The following is a 24,667-nucleotide window of genomic DNA, read 5'->3' as shown; positions in this document are numbered from 1 at the left end:
CGGTCAGGCTTCGACACGTTCTTCGGCTTTCTCTGCGGCCGTTCGTAGCTGTTCGAGCAGCTCCGTGTCGATCCGGTCGAAGTCCTCGGCCTCCTTGAGCAGACACCCGAGCGTCCGCTCGATCTCCTCGGCGGAGAGCGGTCGGTCCGCGTCGTCGTGTCGCAGTTGTGCCACGGCTCGGGCCCAATCGAGCGTCTCGGCGACGCCCGGCTGTTTGAGAAACGCCTCCTCGCGGAGGCGGCCGACGACGGCGCACACCTCGGCGGCGACGGCCGCGTCGAGCTCCGGCACCTTCCGGCGGACGATCTCGTACTCGTCCTCGAAGTCGGGGGGCTCGACGTGCAGGTACAGACACCGTCGCTTCAGCGCGTCCGACAGCCCCCGCGTGCGGTTCGACGTGAGCACGACGATCGGGGGCCGGTCGGCGCTGACGGTGCCGAACTCCGGAATCGACACCTGAAAGTCCGAGAGCAGCTCCAGGAGAAAGGCCTCGAACTCCTCGTCCGCGCGGTCGATCTCGTCGACCAGCAGCACCGGCGGCGTGTCGCCGCCGGCAGTGAGGGCCCGAAGGAGCGGCCGTTCGAGGAGGTACTCCTCGTCGAAGACCGAGCGGTTCCGCGTCGTCCCGTCCGGGGACGGCTCGTCGACGCCCGGTTCCGACGCCTCGGAGACGGCCGACGCGCCCGCGACCGTCCCCTCGTCGGCCTGCACCGCGAGTAGCTGCTTCGTGTAGTTCCACTCGTAGAGCGCGTTCTCGGCGGTCAGCCCCTCGTAACACTGCAGTCGGATGAGTTCCGTGTCGAACGCGCTCGCGAGGACCTTGCCGAGTTCGGTCTTCCCGCTCCCCGGCGGCCCCTCGACGAGCAGCGGCCGGCCGAGCGTCAGCGCGAGGTGGACGGTCGTGACCGTCCGGTCGTCCGCGACGTACGCCTCGGCCTCGAAGCGGTCTTCGAGGTCCGACGCCGACAGCGACGCGAACGCGTTCCGGCTCACGCTGCCTCCCGTTCCAGGTACGATTCCGGCTCCGCGCGGAACGAGTCCGCACAGCCCTCACAGCAGAAGTAGTACGTCTCCCCGCCGTGTTCGACCGCCGGTGCCGTCTCGGGATCGGCCGTCATCCCGCAGACGGGATCGGTCGCCAGTTCGGGTGTCGCGGTCTCGTCTTCCGCCGCGTCCCTCGTCGATTCCCCAGAATCCGCCCCGTTCCGGCTCTCCGACGTCTCTTCGGTGTTCGCGCCGTCCTCGGTCGCCGACTCCTCTCCGACCGGCGACCGCCGCGGATGGCTCGCGGTCGTGGCCGCGGCCGCTCGCGCGTCCACGACCTCGGCGAGGATGCTCACCGCGATCTCGGCGGGCGTGTACGCCTCGACGTCGACGCCGGCGGGGTTCGTCACGGCCCCCCGAACACGCTCGGGGTCCGTATCGAGGACCGTCGCGGCACGCTCGATCACCTCCCCGCTCCGGGTGTCGCTGGCGACGAGGCCGACGTACGAGGCGTCGGCCGCGACGCCGGCGGCGACCCCGCGGGCGTCGTACTTGCCCATCGACGCGACCACGACCAGCGGCGAGCGGCCGACGGCGTCGGCGACGGCGTCGGGATCGGTGCTCTCGATCACCCGGTCGGCGGCGTGGTCGTCGCCGGCGTCCGGATCGACGAGGACGACGTCGACGGCCAGTTCGCCCGCGATCCGCGTGAGCGACCGCGCGACCGGCGAGTCGCCGACGATCAGCAGCTCCGGCGTCGGGTTCACCGGCTCGACGAACAGTTCGAGGACGCCCTCGCTGTGGCAGTGCATCGGGAACGCCTCCAGCCCCGGGCGATCGACCTCGTCGGGATCGGGCGCGATACCGACCAAGCGCGGCTTCCCGTCGTCGATAGCGGCTTTCGCCTCGCTGATGGCGGTCGTCTGCGCGCAGGCCGCACCGCCGATCCAGCCGTGGAGTTCGCCGTCCCCGGTCACGACCGCGCGGTCGCCGACGTTCGCCGACACCGGTGGTTCGCGGCGGACGATCGTCACGCGGGCGTACGCCTCGCCTCGGTCCGCGAGTTCTGCTTCCAGCGCGGCGACGTCGCCGTCGCTGACGGCCGCTAGATGCGGCGGATCGCCGCTCGTCTCGGTGGGTTCGTTCTCTGTCATCGATTGGTGTCTCCACGTCGGCAGCGCCAATGGGGCTGTCGCCGAGTGCTGGCTCGCACGTTCGGCCGGACCGAAGTGTCTCGCCGTCGCTCCCGCCGCGGCGGTCGGGGCCCGACGGGCGAGACCACCCGACGACCGCCCGTCTCAGTCGTCGGCTGGTTCTTCACTCTGTCCGCCCTCGAACTCGAAGCTCACGTTCTGACTCGGGTCGAGCGCCAGGCCGGCCTCGTCGAGCGCCTCCCAGACGACGTCGGGCGTCATCGGCATCTCGACGTGGGTGGTCCCGGCGTGGGACATCGCGTCGACCACTGCGTTGACGATGGCCGGCGGCGACCCCACGGTCGGTGACTCGCCGACGCCCTTCGCACCGATCGGGTGGTGCGGCGACGGCGTGACCGTGTGTCCGGTCTCGAACTCGGGGATCTCGTGGGCCGTCGGCAGCAGGTAGTTCATGAAGTCACCGCCGGTGACGTTGCCGTTGTCGTCGTAGGTGACCTCCTCCAGCATCGCGGTCGCGATGCCCTGCGCGAGGCCGCCGTGGATCTGCCCCTCGATGATCATCGGGTTGATGCGGTTGCCGCAGTCGTCGACCGCGACGAACTTCTCGAAATCGACCTCGCCGGTCTCGCGATCGACCTCGACGACGACGATGTAGGAGCCGAAGGGGTACGTCATCTCCGGCGGGTCGTAGTAGTTCACCGCCTCCAATCCGGGCTCTTCGGAACCGGGGTGGTTCATGTACGCCCCGGCGGCGATCTCGGTGATCGTGATCGAGCGGTCCGGCGCGCCGACGACGTGGAACTCGCCGGACTCGCGGTCCCACTCGATGTCCTCTTCGGCGGCTTCGAGTTCGTTCGCGGCGATCGACTTCGCCTTGTCGCGGACCTTCCGCGCGGCGACGGCGGCCGCGGCGCCCGCGACGGGCGTCGACCGGGAGCCGTAGGTGCCGAGGCCGTACGGTTCGGTGTCGGTGTCGCCGTGCTCGACGACGATGTTGTCGACGTCCATCCCCAGCTCTTCGGCGACGATCTGGGCGAACGTCGTCTCGTGGCCCTGCCCCTGCGTCTGGACGCCGATTCGGAGGACCGCGTTCCCGGTCGGGTTCACGCGGAGGTCCGCGGAGTCGAACATCTCGATGCCGGCGATGTCGCACTGCTTGCCGGGCCCCGCGCCGACGATCTCGGTGAACGAGGAGATGCCGATTCCCAGCAGTTTGTCCGCGTCCTCCTCGATGCGGCGCTTTTGCTCCTCGCGGTAGTGCTCGTAGTCGGCCATCTCGAGGGCCTTGTCGAGGGCCTTCTCGTAGTCGCCGGAGTCGTAGTTCCAGCCGGTCGCGCTCTCGTAGGGGAACGCGTCCGAGGGGATGAAGTTCCGCCGGCGGATCTCCGCCGGATCGACGTCGAGTTCGTCCGCGAGCACCTTCACCATCCGCTCGATGAGATAGACGGCCTCCGTGACGCGGAAGGAGCACCGGTAGGCGACGCCGCCCGGCGCGGTGTTCGTGTACACGCCCGTCAGCGACCCGTAGGCCGCCTCGACGTCGTAGGAGCCGGTGAAGATGTTGAAGAACCCGGCCGGGAACTTCGAGGGCTGGGCCGCCGCGTTGTACGCCCCGTGGTTCGCCAGCACGTCGACCTTCACGCCCTCGATGACGCCGTCCTCCGTGGCGGCGACCTCGCCCGTCATGTCGTAGTCGCGGGCGAAGCCCGTGGTCTGGATGTTCTCCGAGCGCTCTTCGATCCACTTCACCGGTCGTTCCAGGACGTACGACGCCGCGGCGGCGACGACGTAGCCCGGGTAGATGGGGACCTTGTTGCCGAAGCCACCGCCGACGTCCGGGCTCACGATCCGGACCTTGTGCTCGGGGATGCCCGACACCTGCGAGAACAGCGTCCGGTGGGCGTGCGGCGCCTGCGACGTCATGTGGACCGTCATCTTGTCCTTTCCGGGGTCCCAGTCGGCGACCGCGCCGCAGGTCTCGATCGGCGCGGGGTGGATCCGCTGGTACTCCATCTGCTCTTCGACCGTGACGTCGGCCTCCTCGAAGACCCGCTCTGTCTCCTCCTTGTCGCCGGTGTCCCAGTCGAAGATGTGGTTGTCCTCCTGGTCGTCGAGCTCCTCGCGGATGACCGGCGCGTCGGCCTCGAGCGCCTCCTTCGCGTCGACGACGGGGTCGAGCACCTCGTAGTCGACCTCGACCTTCTCGGCCCCGTCCTTCGCCGTGTACCGGTCCTCGGCGATGACGGCGGCGACCTCCTGGGACTGGAACTTCACCTTCTCGTTGACCAGGACGTCCTGGGTGTCGTCCATCAGCGTCGGCATCGTCGCCAGGTCGTGCTCCAGCAGGTCGTCGGCCGTCAACACGGCCACGACGCCGTCCAGATCCATCGCGCGCGACCCGTCGATCTCCTCGACTCGGGCGTGGGCGTGCGGGCTCCTGACGATCTCGCAGTGGAGCATCCCCGGCTTCTTGATGTCGTCGACGTAGTTGCCGCGGCCGGTGATGAAGCGCTTGTCCTCCTTCCGGGCCACTTCCTCGCCCATTCCACCGCGGCCGTGCCCGCAGTGTTTCTCCGGTTGCGGGCCGCCGTCGTCGTCGTGTTGATACTCCGTCGGTTCGGTCGTGAACTCCGAGTCGCTGCTCATTGGTCGTCGGCCTCCTCGGTTCCGCCGCCGTCGCTCCGCCCGGTTCCGTGATCGTCGCCCTCCTCGGGTACGCGCTCGAACTGCGGGTCCGCGCCTTCGACGTGTGTCGCGTCGGAAGCGGGGCCGCCACAGCAGTTCTCGACGCCGCAGTCGAACTCGCCGGCCGCCGCCTCCTCGGTCGCCGTCGGCGCTCGCGTCGGGTCGGCCGCGTTCGCGCTGTCGCCGTCGCCCGCGACCGGGCTGTCGCCGCTGCTCTCCGCGACGGTTCCGCCGTCGGCTGCCGCCTTCTCGTCGAGCCGTTCGGCGGCGTACTCGATCGACCGCACGATGTTCTGATAGCCGGTGCACCGACAGAGGTTGCCGCTGATCGCGTCGCGGATCTCCCCCTCGTCGGGGTCGGGGTTCTCATCCAGCAGCGCCTTCCCCGACATCAACATCCCGGGCGTACAGTACCCGCACTGCAGGCCGTGTTCCTCGTGGAACCCCTCCTGAAGCGGGTGGAGTTCCTCGCCGGCCTCGGGGAGGTCCTCCATCCCCTCGACGGTCATGATCTCGCTGCCGTCGGCCTGCGTGGCGAACATCATACAGGACTTGATCGGTTCGCCGTCCCGCAGGACCGTGCAGGCCCCGCAGTTGCCGGTGTCGCAGCCGATGTGCGTGCCCGTCATGTCGAGGTCCTCGCGGATCGCGTGGACGAGCAGGCGTCGCGGTTCGACTTCGAGCGTGCGTTCGGTTCCGTTGATCGTCAGCGTGATTTCGCGTTCGTCAGTCACGGTGTTGCCCTCCGTTTCGTGACCCCCGCACGTTCGGCGGCGTCGCCGAGCGCCCGCTGGGTCAGCACCTCCACCATCCGCTCCTTGTACGACGCGTCGCCGTGTTCGTCCGACTCGGGGTTCGACTGCTCGGCCGCCAGTTCCCCCGCCGATTTGAACAGGTCGGCGCCGGGTCGCTCGCCTTCGAGACGCTCCTCGGCGTCGGCGGCGCGCGCGTTGGTGATATCAACCGCGGTCATCCCGATGCCCGCCGTCTCGATTCGTCCGTCTTCGTCGAGGATCAGCCGGGCCGCGACGCCGGCCATCGCGTAGTCACCGGTCTTCCGTTTCAGTTTGTGGTAGGCGCTGCCCTCCCGCTCTTCGGGGGTCGGGACGCGCGCCTCCGTGATGAGTTCGTCCTCGCCGAGGGAGGTGTCGTACGGGAGCAGGAACAGCTCGTCGATGGGGATCGTCCGCTCGCCGTCGGGACCCGCGGCGACGACCTCGCCGTCGTGGGCGATGAGGATCGACCCCCAGTCGCCCTTCGGGTCGGCCTGCGCGATCGATCCGACGATCGTCCCGCGGTTTCGGATCTGCGGATCCGCGACCAGCGGGGCCGCGTCCGCGAAGCTCCCGTACTTCTCCTCGATCAGCTCGTCGTCCTCGACGTCGGCGTGGCGCGCGAGCGCGCCCATCTTGAGGTAGCCGTCCTCCTCGCGGAGGTAGTCGAGTTCGTCGATGCCGTTGATGTCGACGACCGTGTCCGGACGGGCGAGCCGGAACCGGAGCATCGGAACCAGGCTCTGCCCGCCCGCGAGGATCGTCGGCTCGTCGAGGCTCTCGATGAGGCTCACTGCCTGACTGACCGACGTCGGCTCGTGGTGTTCGAACGGTGCCGCTTTCATAACATGTTCCTGAGTCTGTCGGTGACGCCGGAGCTCGTGTCCTCGTCGACGTCCGTCATCTGCTGCTCGATGCTACTGAAGAAGTTGTTCACGATCTTGTTGGCGACCGGGTTGATGACCCGCGAGCCGAGCTGGGCGATCCGCCCCGAGATGTCGGCCTCGGTCCACCACTCGATCCGGGAGCCCTCCCCGTCTTCGAGCTCGTGGATCTGCATCCCCGACTCCATGCTGAAACTGCTCCCGGAGGCGTCGCCGCCGCCGGTCGCGATCATCCTGAAGTTCTCGCCGTCGCGCTCGTCGATGGTGACGGTCGTCTCGAAGCGCGGCTTCACGCTCCCGACGCCGACCTGCATCAGCGCCGCGTACTTCTGCCCCTCGACGAAGGCCCGCTCGGCGACGACCTCCGGGTCCGCGTCCGGCAGCATCTCGACGTCCTCTTCGGCCTCGTACTCGTCGAAGTTGAAGTCGTCGTCCATTGGAGTGATGTAGCGACACCCCTTCAGCGAGTCTCGGACCGCCATCGGGTCCGACAGAACGATCCACGCTTTCTCGGGCGGTACGCTGTCTAACTCGAACTCTCCGTCAAATTCCATATGTGTCCATCGTCGGTGTCTCCGGTCGGTCGGCAGCTGCGCGTCGCCATCTTTTATATATCCTCACTATGTGCACACTATTATCACGATCTATGATAACACGCAGATACCAAATAAAAGTTTGTGTTGGACCGAATGACGCGCCCCGGTACGGCTCGGGGCGCGTTTGGGGCGTCCGGTCACGCGGCCGCACTCTCGGATGGCACCGCGGCCACGGACGCGCTCGGCGCGACGAGTCCGACCGCACCGGCGGACGCGACGGGAAAGAGAGATGACGGGCGACGCTGGCCACGGCCACGACGACCTGATCGCGTGGGACGAGGGGGCCGAGCGGGTCCGCTCCCTCCGAGAGCGGTGGCTTCCGACGCTGGGAACCGAGACGGTCGCGCTCGACCGCATCGCCGGGCGGGCGCTCGCCGAGCCGATCGACTCACCCGTCGACGTGCCGGCACGGAGCCACGCGACGATGGACGGCTTCGCCTTCGACGCGACGGCGGCGTACCCGCTCGACGTCGTCGACGCCGACGTGTTCCCGGAGGACGAACCACCGGAACTGGAGGGTGGGCAGGCCGTCCGCATCGCGACGGGCGCGCCGGTCCCGCCCGCCGCCAACGCGGTGCTCAAGCGGGAGGAGGCGACCGTCGAGGACGGCCAGTTGACCGGTCCGGACCTCGAACCCGGCACCTACGTCTACGAGCGCGGCAGCAACGTCGCCGAGGGGGAGCGGCTCTTCGCGGCCGGCGAGCGGCTCTCGCCGAAGGACGCCATCTTGCTGGGCGACCTCGGAATCGAATCCGTCCAGGTCCGCACGCGCCTCTCCGTCGGCCTGCTCGCGACCGGAACGGAGATCCACGAGGGCCGGCACACCGACCTCGACTCGCCGATGCTCGCGGGGCTGGTCCGCTCGTGGGGCCACGAGGTCGCCTACGAGGGGACCGTGCCGGACGACTACGACCGCGTCGAGTCCCGGATCGCGGACCTGGCCGACGACCACGACGTGGTCGTGACGACGGGCGGGACGAGCGTCGGCGACAAGGACTACGTGGTCCGCGCGCTCCAGTCGCTCGGCGAGGTGCTCTTCCACCGGGTGCGGCTCCGCCCCGGCAAGCCGATCGCCGTCGCCGAACTACCCGACCACGACGCCGTCGCTCTCGCCATCCCCGGCAAGCCGGTGGGCGCCCACGCGGTGACGACGCTCGTCGCGCGACCGCTCTTCACGGGCGAGGCGTCGCTGCCGACGGTGCCCGCGCGGATGGCGCGGGACGTCGGCATCGCCACGCCCGGGTTCGCCTACGCGATTCCGGTCACGCTCGAAGCCGGCGGCGAGACGGGCAGCGGTGGTGCAGGTGACGACGCCGGCGACGACGCCCGCGACAGCGACGGTACCGGTGACGGCGACGGCGCCGACGTCGCGATGCCGCTCGGCCACGCCGACTCGGCCCTCTCGGTCTACGAGGACTCGTTCGACCCGAGCGTCCTCTCGTCGAGCACCAGAGCCACCCGCGCCGACGGGTTCGTCCTCACGGGCGAGGGCGTCGAGCGCGGTCAGATGGTGGACGTCGTCCCGTACCCCGCCGTCGAGAAATGACGGACGGCCGAGACGGGGCTGACCTGCCGGTCGTCTCGCCGCCCTTCGGCGAGGAAAACGGCGGCCGCCGCCGGATCCGGGACCGCCCCCGAATCGCGGGCGTGCTCCTCGCGGCTGGAACCAGCACCCGCTTCGGCGACCGGAACAAACTGCTGGCGACACGCGACGGCGACCCCCTCGTCCGGCACGCGGCGCGCACGCTCCTCGACGCCGGCCTCGACCCGGTCGTCGCGGTCGTGGGCCACGAGGCCGACCGCGTCGCCGACGCCCTGTCGGGACTGGACGTGACCGTCGTCGTCAACGACCGGTACGAGACGGGACAGGCCTCGTCGCTCCGGGCCGGCATCGGCGCGCTCCGCGATCGGGTCGAGCCAGTGGACGCGGCGGTGATCGCGCTCGGCGACATGCCGTTCGTCGACCCCGAAACCGTCGAGACGCTCGTCGCCGCCCACGACGCGGGCGTCGGCGACGCGCTCGCGGCCGCTCACGACGGCGTCCGCGGCAACCCGGTGCTGTTCGACCGTCGGTTCTTCGACGCGCTCGCCGACGTTTCGGGGGACGTCGGCGGTCGCGAGATCCTCCTCGCGAGCGGTGACGGCGCCTGCGTGTCGGTTCCGGACCCGGGCGTCCGTCGGGACGTCGACGAACCTGGGGATCTGGACGGGTGAAAAGCGGACGGGGGCGACCGCACGGATCGGAAGATCGCGGGGACCGCGACGGGCGGCGCCGGCGTCGTTACTCTCCGCTCTCGAACTTCTCGACGATGATCTTCCCGTCTTCGACCTGCCACTCGACGCGGTCGCCGGCGCCGACGTCGAGGAAGTTTCGGACCGGTTTGGGGACCGTCGTCAGGTTCTTCTCCGAGATTTTGGTGTTCGTCAGCGTGCCCATAGGCTACGTTTCCTCGTGGTATTTACATAGCTTACGCTATGGACAGTCGACCGGTTCGTCCGCGGTTCCCGCGGGTTCTCTCACACGGAGGACTTCCAGCGATGCGCGCCCCCGTCGGAGGCGTTCTCGAAGTCGAGGTCGAACCGGTCCGAGTTCAAGAGCACCTCGCCGGGGAGGTACGTGTCCTCGCCGACGGCGTTCAACACCCCGCGTTCGTCCATCGTCGTGAGGACGTCGCGGACGGTGCGTTCCCTCCCCGGGATCAGGTTCGCCTCTTCGATCACGGACTCGGTGTCCACCCGTCCTTCGAGCATCGCCAGCCGGATCGCCGCCACCCAGGTCGGCTCCCGCTTCAGTTCCCGACACATAGTCTCCGAGAACCGATACCGCGCCGACCGAATTAGAGTTTGCGGAGGGTGGAATCGAGATCCCTCCGCCGGCGCCCCCCGACCGCGCCAACTCAGCCGAGATCGAACAGCTCTGCGGCCTGCTCCATGTCCTTGTCGCCGCGGCCGCTCAGGTTCACGAGGATCGTGTCGTGCTCGTCGGCGAGGTCCTTCGCGAGCGCGATCGCGTGGCTGGATTCGAGCGCGGGGATGATGCCCTCCTCCTCGGCGAGTTCTCTGAACGCGGCCGTCGCGGCCCCGTCGTCGACGGCGCGGTAGTCACAGCGACCGACCGCGCGGAACATCGCGTGCTCCGGGCCGACGCCGGGGTAGTCGAGGCCGGCCGAGACGGAGTGGACCTCCACGTCCTCGTCGATGACGCGGGTCCGCATCCCGTGGATGGTCCCGTCCTCGCCGTCGGCCAGCGGGGCGGCGTGGCGCTTCGATCCCTCGCCCTCGCCGCCGCCCTCCGCGCCGTAGAACGCGACGTCGTCGTCGCGGAAGGCGTGGAACAGCCCCATCGCGTTGCTGCCGCCGCCGACGCAGGCGACCGCGGCATCGGGGAGGTCGCCGGTGCGGTCGAGGAACTGCTCGCGGGCCTCCTCGCCGATCACGGCCTGGAAGTCCCGGACCATCCGCGGGAAGGGGTCGGGACCGACGACGGAGCCGACGAGGTAGTGGGTGTCGTCGATGTTCGCCGCGAAGTCCTCCAAGGCGGCGTCGACGGCGTCCGACAGGCCCGCCCCGCCGCGCGTGACCTCGTTGACCTCCGCGCCCATCAGCCGCATCCGGAAGACGTTCATCTTCTGGCGCTCGACGTCCTTCTCCCCCATGTAGATCTCCGTGTCGAGATCGAGTAGGGCGCCGACCATCGCCGTGGCGGTGCCGTGCTGGCCCGCGCCCGTCTCGGCGATCAGCCGGGACTTACCGGCCTGTTTCGCGAGCAGCGCCTGTCCGAGCGCGTTGTTGATCTTGTGCGCGCCGCCGTGGAGCAGGTCCTCGCGCTTGAGGTAGATCTCCGCCCCGTAGCGCTCGCTCAGCCCCTCGGCGTGGTAGAGCGGCGTCGGCCGTCCGGCGTAGTCTTCGAGCAGGTCGTCGAGTTCGTTCCGGAACTCCTCGGTCTCCTTGATCTCGTCGTAGGCGGTCGCCAGCTGTTCGAGCGGCTCGGCGAGGGGTTCGGGGACGTGCCGTCCGCCGTATCCCTCGAACTCTCCGTCTGACATACGTCCCCGGTACTCCGTCCCCCGACATAAACGGTACTCCATCTCCCGAGAGACGCGGCACGCTCTCGGTGGTCGGATCCGACGTCCGGGGCAAACGTTACGCCGACTGCGACCGTCTGGGTAGCCGATGGAGGTCCCCGGAGAGATGGACGACCGCCTGACCGCTGCGCTCGTCGGCCTCGCCGTCCTGGCGGTGAGCCTCTGGGCGTTGATCGAACTCGCGGGACGAGTCACGTTCGGCGACGTCGGACTGTTCGCGCTCCTCGGGATGCTCGTTCCCGCGACGCTCGCGATCGGGTTCGCGATGCTCGTGTGGCTCCGGTGGTGAGTGCGTCGCTCGTGCGTGTCCGAGCCCGGTCTCGACCCCGACATCCCTTTGTGGCCGCCGCGAGACGGTCGAACCGATGTCACCGCCCACGATCCGAACCACGCACGTCGGGAGTCTCCCCCGCTCGGACCGGCTCCGATCGCTGCTGACCGACACCGCCGACCGCGACGACGCGGCGTTCGAGGAGGCCGTCGACGAGTCGGTCCGGGAGGTCGTGCGCCGCCAGGCCGAGGTCGGCATCGACGTCGCCAACGACGGCGAACAGAGCCGCATCGCCTACTCCGTCGACGTCACCAACCGCCTCTCGGGCTTCGGCGAGGGGACCGTCGAGCGCGCGTGGCCCTCGGACCTCGACGACTTCCCGGAGTACGCCGAGGAACTGCTCGGCGACACCGAGAACATCGGCGGCCCGGTCGCGACGGGGCCGATCGAGTACGTCGGCGAGGACGATCTGCGACGCGACCTCGCCCGCTTCGACGAGGCGGTCACCGCCGAGGGCGTCGAGTTCCCCGCCCGGTTCCACACCGCGCCCTCGCCCGGAGCCGTCCTGCGGTTCACCGAGACCGACTACCACGACAGCGACGAGGCGTACCTGTTCGACCTCGCGGAGGCGCTCGCCACCGAGTACGAGGCGATCGCCGAGACGGGGGCGATCCTCCAGATCGACGCCCCAGACCTGCTGGCGGGCTTCACGCTCACGTACAAGGACGACTCCGTCGACCAGTTCCGCGAGCGCGTCCGCACCCACGTCGACGCGCTCAACCGGGCGGTCGCGGGGATCCCCGACGAGCAGATCCGCCTGCACGGCTGCTGGGGCAACTACGAGGGCCCACACCACCACGACGTCGCGCTCGACGAGGTGATCGGGGCGTTCTACGAGGCCGACGTCGGCGGCCTGGTCGTCGAGGGCGCGAACCCGCGGCACCAACACGAGTACCGGACCTTCGAGGAGCATCCGCTGCCGGACGGCTGGCGGCTGATCCCCGGCGTGATCGACGTGAAAACCAACGTCGTCGAGCATCCGGAGGTCGTCGCCGAGCGCATCGAGCGCTTCGCGGACGCGGTGGGCGACCCCGAACGCGTCGTCGCCGGCGCGGACTGCGGCTTCGAGACGGTCGTCGAGGGCGCCAACGCCGTCCACCCCGCGATCGCCTGGAAGAAACTGGAAGCACTACGCGAGGGCGCCGATCTGGCGGCCGAACGGCTGGCCTGACCCCCAGACGACCCGATGAGCGTGGAACTGTCCTTGGAGGCGGTCGACTCCGCGCTGTCCGATCGGGCCCGCGCGTACCTCGCCGCGCTCGCCGCGGCCCTCGACGAGGAGGCGGTCGTCGCCGTCCACCTGTTCGGCAGCGTGGTCTCCGACGAGACGACCCCGATCAGCGACGTCGATCTGATCGTGGTTCTCGCCTCGGACGTCTCGGAGTCGTACGTCGCCGACGTCGAACGCCGCTGCGAGGAGTTGGCCGCGGCACACCTCGACGCCGGCACCGACGATCGCTCGGCGCTCGAACGAGCCGTCGAACGGGCAACCGGGATGTACCGGTCGGGGTTCGTGACCACCGAGGCGGCGGTAGCGGCGGGGGAGTTCCCCGCGGTTTTCGACACCAGCCCGATCGCCCCCTTCGTCGCGCCCTGGCGGACGGTCCTGTTCGGCGTCTTCGAGACGGGAGTCACGGTCTACGGCCGGCCCGTCGAACCCCGGTGGGAAGCGGTCGGCACGCCCTTCGCCTTCCCGTACCGCGAACTGCTCCGGAGCCTCCTGACGACCGTCGCCCTCGCCGCCGCGCAGGTCGGATACGCGCTCGTCTCCCCGCGGGCGATCGACTACTCGCTGGAGGCGGCGAAGTGGACGGCGTACAACTGCGCGTTCCACCTCGGCGACGGCCCGTCCGGGTCGCTCGACCGCGCGGTCGACCTCGCTCCGGTTCCCCGGTGGTACCGCCGCCGGTTTCTCGCGCTTCGATCCGACCCGGAGCCGGACCTCGGGTTCGTCGTTCTGACTCCCCTCGTGGTTCTCTACGCGCACCTGGTGACGATCGCTCGTCTCGTCCGCGCGCCCTCACAACAGGGACGCGAGTGACTCGACTGAGTTGATGAGGTCGAGGTAGTACACCGCCAGCGAGAAGCTCACGCTCGCCCCGAGCCGGAGGAGCGAATAGAGGTTGATGGGCCACATATCCATATCGCTCATCTGATAGAACATCGCGTACATCGAGAGGAGGTTCAGGGCCTCCGAGAGGTTGTTCTCCTCGGCGTGGTACTTCCGCCAGTACTCCCGTTCGACGTGGGCGAACGTCTCACGCATCACGGTGACCTTCTCGCCTCTGACCTGTAACAGCTTTCGTCGAACCAGGACCGTGACCAGTATCGTGCCGACGACGACGACGGCGAGGACGGTCAGAAACAGCACGCTGACGACGGTCTGGAACCGCTCGAACGCGGTGAACGTCACGCTGGAGAGGATGACGAAATCGAGCGTCAGGATCCCGATGGCGTACGTCGCCAGTTTCACGATGCCGTTGCCGATCTGTCGGTAGCCGCCGACGCCGTTCGGGTCCAGGAGGTTGATGTCGGCGATGTACGTGGAGTACGCCCGGACGACGACGTACGCCCCGCCGAGCACCGGCCCGAAGAACACGCCGTGGGCCGCGCCGAACCCGAAGTTCATCCCCAGGTACGGGTACGCCTCGAAGACGCCCATCAGGGACATGATCGCGCTCACGAACGTCCCGCCGAGGACGGCACCCGCCCCCAGAACCGCCGGGTGGTACGCGAGGTACAGCGCGTTCTGGAGGTCGTTCTGGATGTCCTCCGGCGTGAGCGACCGGACGAGCGAGACGGGGTTACCGCGGCTCAGCCGGATCAGCGTGGCGAACTCGTCGCCGATGTTCCAGAGCACGCGGTGTGAGAGCCGGAGAAACAGAACCGCCGTCCAGACGAGCACGAGGTCGCCGAAGAGCGGGTAGTTGTAGGGGATCCCCGTCTCCGGGAACCCGAACAGCAGCAGGTCGACGCCGGCCACCACCACCGGAAGCGCCAGAGCGACGACGGTCGTGGATATCCGCCGTCCGCCCACGCGGAAGAACCGATCGGGCGGGTAGGCGTACGGATATCCGCGTGACATATTGACCCGGTCATCGGACGCCGTGTTAATCGTTGGGTTCACCGTCGACGACGCCGGTTCCGGGGGAGTCGTGGGGTGGGCTCCCGCGCGATCCGGCTCTCGCGCGGGCACCGCCTAGCCGAGCCGCTCGGTCACGAACGCGGCCGCCGGCGGGACGGCGCGGGCGTACAGTTCGGCCCACGCGAGGTCGCCCTGCGCGCGAGCCGCGTCCACGTAGCCGCGCTCGATGTACTCGGGGAGGTACCCGAACGTGTCGAGGGCGGGGCGTGCGAGCCGGGACGCCAGTCGGGCGTCTTCGCTGCTCTCGATCGAAGCGATCGCGTCTCTGGCGCGATCGGCGGTCTCTTCGACCGATTCGACGGACACCGGATCCCGGTAGGCCTCGTCTCGGATCCCCTCGATCGCCGCCCGGAGCGCCTCGACGGCGGCCAGCGCGTGTCCGGCCTCGATCACGGCAGTCGCGTAGTCGCCCGCCTCGCGGCGTTCCTCGTGGTCGTCGACCGCGGCGCTGACCTGCCCGCTGGCCCGACGGAAGAGCGCTCGGGCGGGCGTCCCGTCGAGCTCTGCGCGGAACGGTGACTCGTCGACGTCGAGGAAGTCGCGGACGGTCGATCGGGTTCGGGAGACCGCCAGCCCGAGGCGGTCCGAGGCGTCGATCAGCGCCGACCACCGGGAGGGCGGGTCGTCGCGTTCACTCAGATAGATCGCCCGCAGGCGCCCCGCGTCCCCGAGCGTCGCGCGCGCGAGTTCGACGCGGGCGAGGGCGTCGCCGGCGCGGAAGGGACGGGCGATCGGATCCTCCGGGTAGGCGGGGTTCGGACGCGTTCGGCGGCGGCAGTCCGCGAGCAGCCTCTCGATCGGTTCGTGCGCGAGCACCGCCTCCAGCGCCGACGACGCGCGGTACTCGTGATCGGCGGCGAGCGAGCCGAGCGCCGAGCGAACCTCTCGGCGACGCGACCCGACCTCGCCGGCGTCGTCCTCGCCGGTCGCCGCGCGGTAGGCCCCGAGGAGGGCCGCGGCGTCGCTTCGCCGCCCCCGCCACGCGTCGAGGCCGTCGGTCGGCCACGGCTCGTCGACCCCGTCGTCGATCCGCTCGGCGGCGCGCTCGCGCTCCGCGCGGAGTTCCTCGGCGACCGCCCCGTTGGGAACCGAGGGGTCGGTCGGGACCGCCGCCAGCAACGCCTCGGCGCGCTCGCGGTGGGAAGCAGCGAGCCGCGGCGGGATCGCGACGGGAAACGGGGCGTCGGGCCACTCGATCGACCCGGCGGCGTCGGGCGGGAGGTCGACGTACTCGTCGCCGTCGTCGCTCCCGAGGGAGGGAAGCCCCGAGCACCCGGCCAGTCCGGCGACGCCCAGCGTTCCGAGTCCGGCGAGGAACCGGCGGCGACGGGTCACTGCTCCTCACCTCCTCCGGCGGGCGTCACCGTCGGATCGAACGGCTCGCCGCGGCGCAGCGGCCCGCAGGAACTCGACATCCCGCTCCCGCTTCCCGACGACCGCTCGGCCGCGACGGGGAGTCGGATCGCGAACCCGGCAGTGTGGGTCTCGTCGGCTCCGCACTCGACGTCGGCGGGGCGGGTGGCCCGACAGAAGTCCGCGTGCGGGTGGAGGTCGTCGGCCTCCGTCTCGTCCCACTCGACGCTCACCGATCGGAGCCGGATCTCGTAGCAGGCCCCGACGGGCATCGCGAAGAGGTAGAGCGACGCCGACTCGAAGTCCGTCTCCGCCGCGTACGCCCGGAGCTCCTCGGCCTCGGGAACGTCGTTGAAGGTGAGCGCTTCGAGGTCGGCGCCGTCGACGAGGACCGCCCGTCCGGAGCGCGCGTACCGGCCGCGCTCGTCGGTCACGGTCGGGAGTTCCTCGCGCTGGCTGAACAGCACGGCCCCGTCGGTGTTGCGGACGTGTCGGGACTCGTAGTCGTCGAGCGTTTCGTCTTCTCTCGGTGTGTCGACGGTCGGGCGGTCGCTCTCGCCGGAACAGCCGGCCAGCGCGGCGACCCCCGACGCGGCCGCGAGGAGGGCTCGGCGGCGGGTCAGGTCGGGCATCCCCTCGGGCTTCGTCGAGGGATACAAAACGTCTTGTGGAGGTCATTTGGCGCTGTTCACGGTTGACTCCTCCCGCCGAAACGGCGCGGAGACGACTGCGGAGAGGCGAGCGATCGATCCGTTCGGTCCACTTGCCCTTTCGCGGCGGTCGATCCTGACCGATCGGATTTGATCACTGACCCGGAACCACAGTTGACGGTCTTCTAGTTACGGGTGGTGGTAGGCGTGGATTCGGCGGGAGTCCCGCGAGCGAGTGCAACGAGCGAGGGGGGACTACGCCGAGGACACGAACGACTGAGGGAGCGAAGCGACCGAAGGAAGCGAGTGGACTCGGCGGGATTTGAACCCGCGGCCTTCCCCGTGCCAGGGGGATGATCTACCGCTGATCTACGAGCCCTCGTTCGCACTCGTCCGTATTCCGTTTTCGTTCTTAAGGGCTTCGACTTGCGAGATGGCGACCGCGGGTCGGAATCCTTTTGTCGACGACGACGGTGAGAACAGGTGGGAACAGCACGGCCGCAAATCTGACTCGCCGCGCTCGCGCGGCTTGGGATTGCGGAAGTGCGATGCCGCCGACACCCGTCGGCGGCGTCACATCGCGTATTCTGCGGTCTGTGCCGTTCCAACCCGATAACAATGGCACGAATGCACACCCGCCGCCGCGGCTCGTCCGGTTCGGACAAGCCGGTGGCAGACGAACCCCCGGAGTGGAGCGACGTCGACCCCGACGACATCGAAGCGCGCGTCGTCGAACTCGCAGAGCAGGGCTACGAGCCCAGCCAGATCGGCCTGAAGCTCCGCGACGAAGGCGTCAAGGGCGTTCCCGTCCCCGACGTCAAGGTCGCGACCGGCAAGAAGGTCACCACGATCCTCGAAGAGAACGACGCCGCCCCGGAGCTTCCCGAAGACCTCCGGAACCTGATGGAGCGCGCCGTCGGTCTCCGTCGGCACGTCAACGAGAACCAGCAGGATATGCAGAACAAGCGCGCCCTGCAGAACACCGAATCGAAGATCCGTCGGCTCGTCGACTACTACCGCGGTGACGAGCTCGACGAGGACTTCACCTACACGTACGACGTCGCCGTCAAGCTCCTCGAAGAGTAAGTCTCCCGTTCCGATGTCATCCCAGCCCGACGCCACCGCCGACGCGAACGCCCCCGCAGAGAGCGTCGCAGCGGCGCTCTCTTCGGCCGCGTTCGTCCGCATCGCCGCCCGCGCGGACGGCGATGCTCTGGCGGGCGCCGGGTTGCTCGCTCGCGGACTCCGCGGCGTCGAGGTCCCCTTCCAGGTCCGCGTCGCCCCGCTCGGCACCGACGTGTCGACCGCGAGTACCGACGGCCTGCTGGTGGCGGTCGGTTCGGACTTCCCGGAGGCGGACGTCACGATCGACGCGGCCGGCCGGCCGGCGAGCCTCCGCGCGCACGACGTGGCGACGACGCTCGTCGGTGACTCCGGACGCGTCCCGGAACCGAACGGGGCCGTCGATCCGGTGCTGGCGCTGGCCGGGACCGTCGCTTCCGGCGAACACCCCGATTCGGTCGCCGCCTCGCTCGTCGAGGCCGCGACGGAGTCGGGTTCGATCGAGCGGCGTCCCGGCGTGGCGATCCCCGTCGACGACGTCGTCGACGGGCTCGCCCACTCGACGCTGGTGCACGCGCCGTTCTCCGGCGACGAGGACGCCGTCAGAGCCGAACTCTCGTCGGTCATCGAGGGCGACAGGGTTGCAAGAGACGAGGAGACGCGGCGATCGATCGCCTCGCTCGTCGCGCTCGCCATCGCCGGTGACGACGAGTCGACGCCGCGCGGGGCGACCGCCGTCGAACGGCTGCTCCGCCCGTACGAGACGCCCGACGGCCCGGTGGCGACGCTCGGCGGCTTCGCCGACGTGCTGAACGCCGTCGCGGTCGAACGCCCCGGCGTGGGAGTGGCGCTGGCGCTCGGACACGGCGGGCGGTCAGCCGCGCTCGACGCGTGGCGCACCCACGCGAGGGCGGTTCACCGCGCGATCGGTACGGCCCACACCGGGCGATACGACGGCGTGTTCGTCGTTCGCGGCGATGTCGGTAGCGGCGGAGGCGACGTCAGCGGCGACGGAGGCGACGCCGAGGACGACGTTGACGACGAAGACGCCACGCTCGGCCGACTCCGAACGGCCGCGGGGCTCGTCCGCGACTTCCGGTCGCCGGAACCGCTGGTCGCCGCGCTCGGCGACGGCGTCGCCGCGCTGGCGGCCCGCGAATCCGGTGCGGGAGAGGCCGCCGCCGCGCTCGCGACGGAGTTCGCGACAGCGACCGCGGCGTGGTCCGGCGGTCCGACCCGGGCGGTCGCGCGGTTCGATCCGGAGACGCCGGAGGCCGACGTCATCGCCGCGATCAGGGAGGCGACACGATGAGCCGGGACGACTCGAACGACGGAGCGGAGACCGACTCCGAGGGGACGACGACTGACAGCACAGAGACGGAACCGAACGCGACGGACGCGACTCGCACTCGCGAGTCGCGGACGGCCCGCCTCCGGACGACCCACGCCGACGCCGAGACGGTGGCGGCGGCGATTCGCCCGGACAACACCGACGCGATGGAAACGACCGTCGAGGGCGACACGCTCTCGACGCGGATCTCCCGCGAGACGGTCGGCGGGCTGCAGTCCACGGTGGACGACACCGTGGTCAACCTGACGGTGGCGGACGCCATCGTCGACACGACACGGACACACATCTATGAGTGAACGATCAGTTTCGAAGCAGAAGAGCGGCAAGCGATGGTACACCCTCATCGCGCCGGAGCAGTTCGACCGGACCGAGATCGGTTCGACCTTCGCGGACGAACCCGAGAAGGTCGACGGTCGGACCGTCGAGGTCACCCTCGGCGACATCACCGGCGATCAGGGCGAGAACAACACGAAGCTCACCTTCAAGGTGAACGAGGTCACGAGCGACGCGGCCTACACGGAGTTCATCAAGCACGAACTCGCGCGCGACTACGTGCGCAGCCTCGTCCGCCGCGGGGCCTCGAAGGTCGACGTGGCGATCACGGTGCTGACGACGGACGACTACCGCGTCCAGCTCCAGCCCGTCGCCTTCACGACGAAGAAGGCAGACCGGAGCCAGGAGAAGGCGATCCGTCGAGTGATGATCGACCTCGTCGAGGAGGCCGCCGCCGAGCGGACCTTCGAGGAGCTCGTCGACAGCGTCATCGAGGGACGGCTCTCCTCGGCGATCTACGGCGAGGCGAAGACGATCTACCCGCTCCGCCGGGTCGAGGTGCAGAAGCTCACCCTCGAAGCGCGACCCGAGGAGGTCGCCGCCGAGGAAGAGGCCGCCGTCGACGTCGACGAGGAAGACGTCGCGGTCGACGACGCCTGATTCGGTCCGCGGACGATTCGTTTTTTCGTCGAGAGCGACCCGGTGAGCGACGCCGCTATCGGATCTCTGACCGTGCTGTCCGATCTACTCCTCGACGACGATCGTTCCGACCATTCCGGCCTGTTCGTGCGGGATACAGAAGTACTGGTACTCGCCGGGCACCTCGAAGGTGTGTGACCACGTCTCTCCGCTGTCGATGGCGCCGCCGAACTCCGAGGTGAACGCGTCGCGGGCCTCCTGTGTCGTCTCGTAGCCGCCGCTGGCGAAGAACTCGGCGTCTTCGGGGATCCCCGAGTCGTAGGCGGTGACGGTGTGCCCGCGCGAACTCGTGTTCCGCCAGACGACCGTCTCGCCGGCGGCGACTGTGAACTCCGGCGGATCGAACGCGACCGCGGTCATCCCGACGTCGTAGTCGTCCTCCGCGCTCGATGCCGAACAGCCGGCGATCCCTCCGGTCGCCACCGCGCCGAGTCCGCCGAGGAGGCGCCGCCGGGAGAGACGACCGCCGCCCGACGCTCGCTGTCCTGTCATACGTGAGGTTCGGGGTGCGAGCGCTAAATGCGGACCGGTCCGGACGCGGCGCTCGGAGCCGAGGCGGTCCCCGGAGCGGACGGCGAACGCCACTCCGGATGTAAAGAGGTAAACCCGTCCTCCGTGACGGCGGTGGTATGAAGCCGCGGTTCGTCGGTCGGGTGGGACTCGCCGACGCGGTGACCGTCTCCAACGCCGCGCTCGGCTTCGTCTCGGCGGTCGCAGCCACCGTCGACGTCGAACTCGCCGCGCGGATCCTCCTGCTCGCGGCGATCGCGGACGCCCTCGACGGCGTCGTGGCGCGGCGACGCGGCGGGACGGAGGTCGGCCCCTACCTCGACTCGCTGGCCGACGTCGCCTCCTTCGGCGTCGCGCCCGCGCTGTTGGTCTCGATGGCGGTGTCGACGTCGTGGGGACTGACCGGCGGGAGAGGGCTACTCGCGCTCGCGGGCGGGGCGCTCTTCGTCGCCGCCGCGGTCACGCGTCTCGGCCTCTACACCGCCTACGACAGCGACGCCGCTGAGACGGAGGGCGTCCAGACCACGCTCGCGGCGACGATCATCGGCGCGTCCGTGCTCGCGGGGTTCACGAGCCCCGTCGTCCTCGTCCCGCTGGTGTATCTGCTGGCGGCGCTGATGCTCGCGCCGATCACGTATCCCGACCTGCACGCCCAGGACGCGCTGGTGATGGGCATCGTCCAGGCGGCGGCGATCCTCCTCGCCGGTCGGATGGGCGAGCGGCTCGTCGGCGCCATCGGCGAGGGGTTCGCCTTCGGACTGCTCTTTCTCTCGCTCGCGTATCTCTTCCTCGGGCCGCGGTTCTACTGGCGGCGGGACTGATGATCAGTATGAGCCGACGTGATCAGGGCCGTAGCTGAGGGGCCCCGACGCGCTCACATCCCCATATCCGACGCGGCGTCGGGGACCGGCAGGTCGTGCGGCGAGACGCCGAGCAGTTCCGCGGCGTGATCCAGCGCCATATCGAAGCCGTAGTACCGTTCGAGTTCGTCGCCGTCGGCGCTCGGGCGAACCTTCAGCATCGCGTACCCCTCGATGTTCTGTGCGATCGCTGCGGCGCTCCCGTCGCGCTGGAACGTGAGCAACCGCTCGGTCTCGGTCTCCTCGTATCGCGCGGTGATCCCGTTGGCGCTCGCCTCGCGTTCTCCCATAGCCGGCGTTGGGAGTCGGGGAAGTCGAACCTACCGGTTCGAGCCGAGCGGTGGCGCCGTCAATCCCGGACCGAACCGGACGGCGAACCGAAAGTGACGTCACCGGCCGGACCGTCGTTCCGACGATGTCGCGGTGGCTCCAGAGCGGTCGACGACGGGACCTGTGCGCGCTGCTCTACGAGGCGGGTGAACTCCGCGGACAGAAGCTCAAGACGGCGCTCGAACGACACTACGAGACCCGGCTCGACCCGCAGTCGTTCTACGGGAGCCTCGACGCGCTCGTCGACCGCGGTCTGGTCGCCTGCGAGACCGAGGGGATCCACGACGTCTACCGACTCACCGAGGCCGGCGTCCGGGGCGTCGAGTCACACCACGCGTGGCTCACCGCGCGACTGGACGGACGCGACGTCGACGGTTGACGCGAGGAGAGCGAGCGTCGTGGACAGGTGTGAGAACGTCTTAGACAGCCGTGAGAACGTCGTAAACGGGTTACTGCATCGCTGACGACGTCACGTAGGGGGAACCTCCGACCTCTTCGGTGGACACTCCGACGCCGCGATCGGTTCGGCGGGTCGCTCACGGAACCGTGCGGAAGCGTCCGAGAGTGCTGGGCGAACAGTCGGCACACCTCGTGAGGTCGCACCCGGATTCCCGCGCTGACGTGCCGAACGACCGCGGAGCAGCGCGGGGTGGCTTCTACGTCACGGGGACGGTGGCCGCTCGATCGTATATAAACCCACGCCGGAACCGCAGACGACCGGTCCGAAGTCGGACAGTCCGTCCGTCCTCTCGTCGGACGAGTCACCGCCACGACCGATCCACCCCACGAAGCTTTTTATCCCGCCCTTCGTAGGGGCTGACACTCCGAATGTCTCAGCAGGATGAACGCCCCCGAGTCGACCAAGCCGATCTCCAGTGGTGTCACGAATCGGTCCAGGGGGTTTCTCGTACCTTCGCGCTCACGGTGGACGTGCTCGACGAACCGATGTCCTCGTACATCTGTCTCGGGTATCTCGTCTGCCGGATCGCGGACACCGTCGAAGACGCCTCGCACATCCCTCCGACCGACCAGGCCGAACTGCTCCGCACGTACGACGCCGTCCTCGATCCCGACGACGACACCGGCGCCGAGCGGTTCGCGAGCGAGGTCGAGCCACACCTCCCCGCTGAGGAGGAGATGACCGACGACTGGGCGGTCGTGCGCGATTCGCCACGAGTGCTGCAGACCTTCCAGAGCCTCCCGGAGGACGTCCAGCACGCCGTCGTCCCGCCGGCGAGAGAGCTGGTTCAGGGGATGGCCGAGTTCGTCGAGCGCTACGACGACCGCGGCGGGCTCCGGATCCAGACCCGTAGCGAGTTAGAGGAGTACTGTTACTACGCCGCGGGGACGGTCGGCAACCTCATCACGAACCTCGTGACGCGCCACGACGTCGCGGCCGACCGCCGTCGCCGGCTGTACGACACCGCCGAGGAGTTCGGGCTGCTCCTGCAACTCGTCAACATCTCGAAGGACGTCTACGACGACTACACCGCCGAGGACAACGTGTACCTCCCGGCGGAGTGGCTCCGCGACGCCGGCGTCCCCCAGGAGGAGATCATCGAGGACGAACACGAGGAGAACGCCGCGTCGGTCGTGCGCCGAACGGCCGAGTTCGCCGGGTCGTTCCTCGACGACGCACAGACGTACCTGGAGACGGTGCCGCTCCGCGACGGCAACACCCTCGAGGCGTGGGCCATCCCGTTCCTCCTCGCCGTCGGGACCCTCCGGGAACTGCTCTCGCGGCCGGAAGACGCGCTCTCCGCGAAGGGCGTGAAGATTTCCAGACAGGAGGTGCTCGCGGTCGTCACCGAGATGCGGGACGGCGGCAGCCGCGACTCCTTAGAGGAACTCCGCCGGGAGGTCGCCGCGGGTCCGTATCACGCGTCGCCCTCGAACGCCGACTGAGACGGGTCGGCGGGGGTGAGCGGATGGTCGTCCGTCCGTTCGGCGTGATCAGGTGGGAGCCGTCCGTCGGCCCGACCGGCCGGGTCGGACGCCCCCCGTCGGCCGCGTGTTTTGGGAGGCTTTTTAGTCGTCGGATCGAAACGGACGCCTATGGGTACCGAAGAAGCACACGACGACCACGGACATCACCTCCCCGCGGTGGAGGACTGGCCCCGTGGGTTCGGTGAGGCGAGTTGGTGGCCGTTCGTCACCGCACTCGGTGCGGCGGGGGTCTACGTCGCGGCCGCGCTGTACATCCTCGGACGCGGCGACGGCGCGATCGTCAGCCCGATCGCCGGGCCCGCCGCGCTCGTCGTCACGATCGGCATCTTCTTGGTCGGACTGTACGGCTGGGTGTATCACGCGTTCGTGATCAAGTTCTGGGAGCGCGACGCCGACGCCAAGAGCGCGAACAAACTCCGCTGGGGGATGCTCGCGTTCCTCGGCTCTGAACTGGCGACGTTCGGCGCGCTGTTCGGCTACTACTTCTACATCCGCGCCGGCGACTGGGGCTCGATCTTCGTCGGCGTGCCGAACCTGACGACGTCGCTCGTCATCGGCAACACGCTCATCCTGATCCTCTCGTCGATCACGCTGCACTACGCGCACGTCGCGATCCGGAACGACGACCGCGCGAAGTTCGTCGGGGGTCTCGCCGTGACGCTGCTCCTCGGCGTGGTCTTCATCGGCGGACAGATCTACGAGTACTACGAGTTCATCATCCACGAGGGCTTCACGCTGACGTCGGGCTTCTTCGCCTCGGCGTTCTTCGGCCTCACCGGGTTGCACGGACTCCACGTCAGCCTCGGTGCGGTACTCCTCGGCATCGTCTTCGTCCGGGCGCTCTTCGGTCAGTACTCGGCCGAACGGCACGTCTCCGTCAGCACGGCGTCGATGTACTGGCACTTCGTCGACGTCGTCTGGGTGTTCCTCGTCGTCGTCCTCTACGTCGGCGCGGAAGTCGGCGCGTAGCTGCGGCGAACCGGTTCCGTTTCTCG

General features: G+C 69.3%; 27 protein-coding genes and 1 tRNA gene. 13 read left to right on the top strand and 15 right to left on the bottom strand.

Annotated features, from left to right (window positions below):
- Nucleotides 1-3 precede the first annotated feature (3 nt).
- The 6 genes from DV707_RS10440 to DV707_RS10415 form a co-directional block, all read right to left on the bottom strand.
- Complete coding sequence (locus tag DV707_RS10440; protein WP_103991759.1) at nucleotides 4-993, bottom strand: AAA family ATPase; 990 nt, start codon at nucleotides 991-993, stop codon at nucleotides 4-6.
- Nucleotides 990-2,138, bottom strand: coding sequence for an XdhC family protein (locus DV707_RS10435; RefSeq protein WP_103991760.1), 1,149 nt, complete (start codon nucleotides 2,136-2,138; stop codon nucleotides 990-992). The genes DV707_RS10440 and DV707_RS10435 overlap by 4 nt, the downstream gene beginning before the upstream one ends.
- A 144-nt stretch (nucleotides 2,139-2,282) precedes the next feature.
- Nucleotides 2,283-4,784 carry an aerobic carbon-monoxide dehydrogenase large subunit gene (locus DV707_RS10430; protein WP_103991761.1) on the bottom strand — a complete coding sequence of 834 codons (2,502 nt, stop codon included), beginning with the start codon at nucleotides 4,782-4,784 and terminating at the stop codon, nucleotides 2,283-2,285.
- The gene (locus DV707_RS19195) at nucleotides 4,781-5,557 is read right to left on the bottom strand and encodes a (2Fe-2S)-binding protein (RefSeq protein WP_103991762.1); all 777 of its coding nucleotides are present in this window, start codon (nucleotides 5,555-5,557) and stop codon (nucleotides 4,781-4,783) included. The genes DV707_RS10430 and DV707_RS19195 overlap by 4 nt, the downstream gene beginning before the upstream one ends.
- Complete coding sequence (locus DV707_RS10420; RefSeq protein WP_103991763.1) at nucleotides 5,554-6,441, bottom strand: FAD binding domain-containing protein; 888 nt, start codon at nucleotides 6,439-6,441, stop codon at nucleotides 5,554-5,556. Before DV707_RS10420 ends, DV707_RS19195 begins: the two co-directional genes overlap by 4 nt.
- Nucleotides 6,438-7,034 (bottom strand): CoxG family protein, encoded by a 597-nt coding sequence (locus tag DV707_RS10415; RefSeq protein WP_103991764.1) that lies wholly within the window; start codon nucleotides 7,032-7,034, stop codon nucleotides 6,438-6,440. Before DV707_RS10415 ends, DV707_RS10420 begins: the two co-directional genes overlap by 4 nt.
- A 271-nt stretch (nucleotides 7,035-7,305) precedes the next feature.
- Between DV707_RS10415 and DV707_RS10410 the strand changes: the two genes are divergently transcribed.
- Nucleotides 7,306-8,622, top strand: coding sequence for a molybdopterin molybdotransferase MoeA (locus tag DV707_RS10410; RefSeq protein ID WP_103991765.1), 1,317 nt, complete (start codon nucleotides 7,306-7,308; stop codon nucleotides 8,620-8,622).
- Nucleotides 8,619-9,290 carry a nucleotidyltransferase family protein gene (locus DV707_RS10405; protein ID WP_103991766.1) on the top strand — a complete coding sequence of 224 codons (672 nt, stop codon included), beginning with the start codon at nucleotides 8,619-8,621 and terminating at the stop codon, nucleotides 9,288-9,290. The genes DV707_RS10410 and DV707_RS10405 overlap by 4 nt, the downstream gene beginning before the upstream one ends.
- Before the next feature lie 67 nt (nucleotides 9,291-9,357).
- Here DV707_RS10405 and DV707_RS10400 read toward each other — a convergent pair whose 3' ends face one another.
- The 3 genes from DV707_RS10400 to trpB form a co-directional block, all read right to left on the bottom strand.
- Nucleotides 9,358-9,513, bottom strand: a complete 156-nt coding sequence (locus tag DV707_RS10400; RefSeq protein ID WP_103991767.1) for an AbrB/MazE/SpoVT family DNA-binding domain-containing protein — start codon at nucleotides 9,511-9,513, stop codon at nucleotides 9,358-9,360.
- A gap of 80 nt (nucleotides 9,514-9,593) precedes the next feature.
- On the bottom strand, nucleotides 9,594-9,881 hold the full coding sequence (locus DV707_RS10395; RefSeq protein ID WP_103991768.1) for a hypothetical protein: 288 nt from the start codon (nucleotides 9,879-9,881) through the stop codon (nucleotides 9,594-9,596).
- Nucleotides 9,882-9,973: 92 nt separating this feature from the next.
- Nucleotides 9,974-11,122: a tryptophan synthase subunit beta gene (gene trpB / locus DV707_RS10390; RefSeq protein WP_103991769.1), complete on the bottom strand. Its 1,149-nt coding sequence runs from the start codon at nucleotides 11,120-11,122 to the stop codon at nucleotides 9,974-9,976.
- A 127-nt stretch (nucleotides 11,123-11,249) separates the two neighbouring features.
- Here trpB and DV707_RS10385 point away from each other — a divergent pair, with 127 nt between their 5' ends.
- The 3 genes from DV707_RS10385 to DV707_RS10375 all read left to right on the top strand — a co-directional run bounded on the left by DV707_RS10385 (nucleotide 11,250) and on the right by DV707_RS10375 (nucleotide 13,533).
- A complete protein-coding gene (locus DV707_RS10385) occupies nucleotides 11,250-11,450 on the top strand; it encodes a hypothetical protein (RefSeq protein WP_103991770.1) in 201 nt (66 codons plus the stop codon).
- Nucleotides 11,451-11,526: 76 nt separating this feature from the next.
- Nucleotides 11,527-12,663 carry a cobalamin-independent methionine synthase II family protein gene (locus DV707_RS10380; protein ID WP_103991771.1) on the top strand — a complete coding sequence of 379 codons (1,137 nt, stop codon included), beginning with the start codon at nucleotides 11,527-11,529 and terminating at the stop codon, nucleotides 12,661-12,663.
- Between the two features lie 15 nt (nucleotides 12,664-12,678).
- Nucleotides 12,679-13,533: a nucleotidyltransferase domain-containing protein gene (locus DV707_RS10375; RefSeq protein WP_103991772.1), complete on the top strand. Its 855-nt coding sequence runs from the start codon at nucleotides 12,679-12,681 to the stop codon at nucleotides 13,531-13,533.
- On the opposite strand, the gene DV707_RS10370 is transcribed toward DV707_RS10375, so the two are convergent.
- From DV707_RS10370 to DV707_RS10355, 4 genes are all read right to left on the bottom strand, one after another.
- Nucleotides 13,513-14,577: a hypothetical protein gene (locus DV707_RS10370; protein ID WP_103991773.1), complete on the bottom strand. Its 1,065-nt coding sequence runs from the start codon at nucleotides 14,575-14,577 to the stop codon at nucleotides 13,513-13,515. The genes DV707_RS10375 and DV707_RS10370 overlap by 21 nt on opposite strands.
- Before the next feature lie 114 nt (nucleotides 14,578-14,691).
- Complete coding sequence (locus DV707_RS10365; RefSeq protein ID WP_103991774.1) at nucleotides 14,692-15,972, bottom strand: hypothetical protein; 1,281 nt, start codon at nucleotides 15,970-15,972, stop codon at nucleotides 14,692-14,694.
- On the bottom strand, nucleotides 15,969-16,622 hold the full coding sequence (locus DV707_RS10360; RefSeq protein WP_103991775.1) for a hypothetical protein: 654 nt from the start codon (nucleotides 16,620-16,622) through the stop codon (nucleotides 15,969-15,971). The genes DV707_RS10365 and DV707_RS10360 overlap by 4 nt, the downstream gene beginning before the upstream one ends.
- A 325-nt stretch (nucleotides 16,623-16,947) precedes the next feature.
- Nucleotides 16,948-17,019: transfer RNA gene (locus tag DV707_RS10355), tRNA-Ala, on the bottom strand.
- Nucleotides 17,020-17,258: 239 nt separating this feature from the next.
- On the opposite strand from DV707_RS10355, the gene DV707_RS10350 reads away from it, so the two are divergent.
- Genes DV707_RS10350 through DV707_RS10335 form a run of 4 tightly spaced genes read left to right on the top strand, consistent with a single transcriptional unit; the run spans nucleotide 17,259 to nucleotide 19,986 of the window.
- Nucleotides 17,259-17,726: a 30S ribosomal protein S15 gene (locus DV707_RS10350; protein ID WP_103991776.1), complete on the top strand. Its 468-nt coding sequence runs from the start codon at nucleotides 17,259-17,261 to the stop codon at nucleotides 17,724-17,726.
- A 13-nt stretch (nucleotides 17,727-17,739) separates the two neighbouring features.
- Nucleotides 17,740-19,014: a hypothetical protein gene (locus DV707_RS10345; RefSeq protein ID WP_103991777.1), complete on the top strand. Its 1,275-nt coding sequence runs from the start codon at nucleotides 17,740-17,742 to the stop codon at nucleotides 19,012-19,014.
- Nucleotides 19,011-19,349, top strand: coding sequence for a KEOPS complex subunit Pcc1 (locus DV707_RS18980; RefSeq protein ID WP_235010773.1), 339 nt, complete (start codon nucleotides 19,011-19,013; stop codon nucleotides 19,347-19,349). The genes DV707_RS10345 and DV707_RS18980 overlap by 4 nt, the downstream gene beginning before the upstream one ends.
- Nucleotides 19,342-19,986, top strand: coding sequence for a 30S ribosomal protein S3ae (locus tag DV707_RS10335; protein WP_103991778.1), 645 nt, complete (start codon nucleotides 19,342-19,344; stop codon nucleotides 19,984-19,986). Before DV707_RS18980 ends, DV707_RS10335 begins: the two co-directional genes overlap by 8 nt.
- 84 nt (nucleotides 19,987-20,070) lie before the next feature.
- On the opposite strand, the gene DV707_RS10330 is transcribed toward DV707_RS10335, so the two are convergent.
- A complete protein-coding gene (locus tag DV707_RS10330; protein WP_103991779.1) occupies nucleotides 20,071-20,517 on the bottom strand; it encodes a cupredoxin domain-containing protein in 447 nt (148 codons plus the stop codon).
- A gap of 137 nt (nucleotides 20,518-20,654) precedes the next feature.
- Between DV707_RS10330 and DV707_RS10325 the strand changes: the two genes are divergently transcribed.
- Complete coding sequence (locus tag DV707_RS10325) at nucleotides 20,655-21,356, top strand: protein sorting system archaetidylserine synthase (RefSeq protein ID WP_103991780.1); 702 nt, start codon at nucleotides 20,655-20,657, stop codon at nucleotides 21,354-21,356.
- Between the two features lie 53 nt (nucleotides 21,357-21,409).
- Here the strand turns inward: DV707_RS10325 and DV707_RS10320 are convergent, their stop codons facing one another.
- Complete coding sequence (locus DV707_RS10320) at nucleotides 21,410-21,685, bottom strand: DUF7111 family protein (protein WP_103991781.1); 276 nt, start codon at nucleotides 21,683-21,685, stop codon at nucleotides 21,410-21,412.
- 125 nt (nucleotides 21,686-21,810) lie between these two features.
- On the opposite strand from DV707_RS10320, the gene DV707_RS10315 reads away from it, so the two are divergent.
- From DV707_RS10315 to DV707_RS10305, 3 genes are all read left to right on the top strand, one after another.
- Nucleotides 21,811-22,104, top strand: a complete 294-nt coding sequence (locus tag DV707_RS10315) for a helix-turn-helix transcriptional regulator (RefSeq protein ID WP_103991992.1) — start codon at nucleotides 21,811-21,813, stop codon at nucleotides 22,102-22,104.
- Nucleotides 22,105-22,553: 449 nt separating this feature from the next.
- Nucleotides 22,554-23,630 (top strand): phytoene/squalene synthase family protein, encoded by a 1,077-nt coding sequence (locus DV707_RS10310; RefSeq protein WP_103991782.1) that lies wholly within the window; start codon nucleotides 22,554-22,556, stop codon nucleotides 23,628-23,630.
- A gap of 150 nt (nucleotides 23,631-23,780) precedes the next feature.
- Complete coding sequence (locus tag DV707_RS10305) at nucleotides 23,781-24,641, top strand: cytochrome c oxidase subunit 3 (protein WP_103991783.1); 861 nt, start codon at nucleotides 23,781-23,783, stop codon at nucleotides 24,639-24,641.
- The last annotated feature ends 26 nt before the right edge of the window (nucleotides 24,642-24,667 follow it).

It is taken from the genome of Halobellus limi (assembly GCF_004799685.1).
GTDB classification, from domain to species: Archaea; Halobacteriota; Halobacteria; order Halobacteriales; family Haloferacaceae; genus Haloquadratum; species Haloquadratum limi.
The sequence above is the reverse complement of the archived record's forward strand: the minus strand, read 5'-3'. Positions and strand labels throughout refer to the sequence as shown.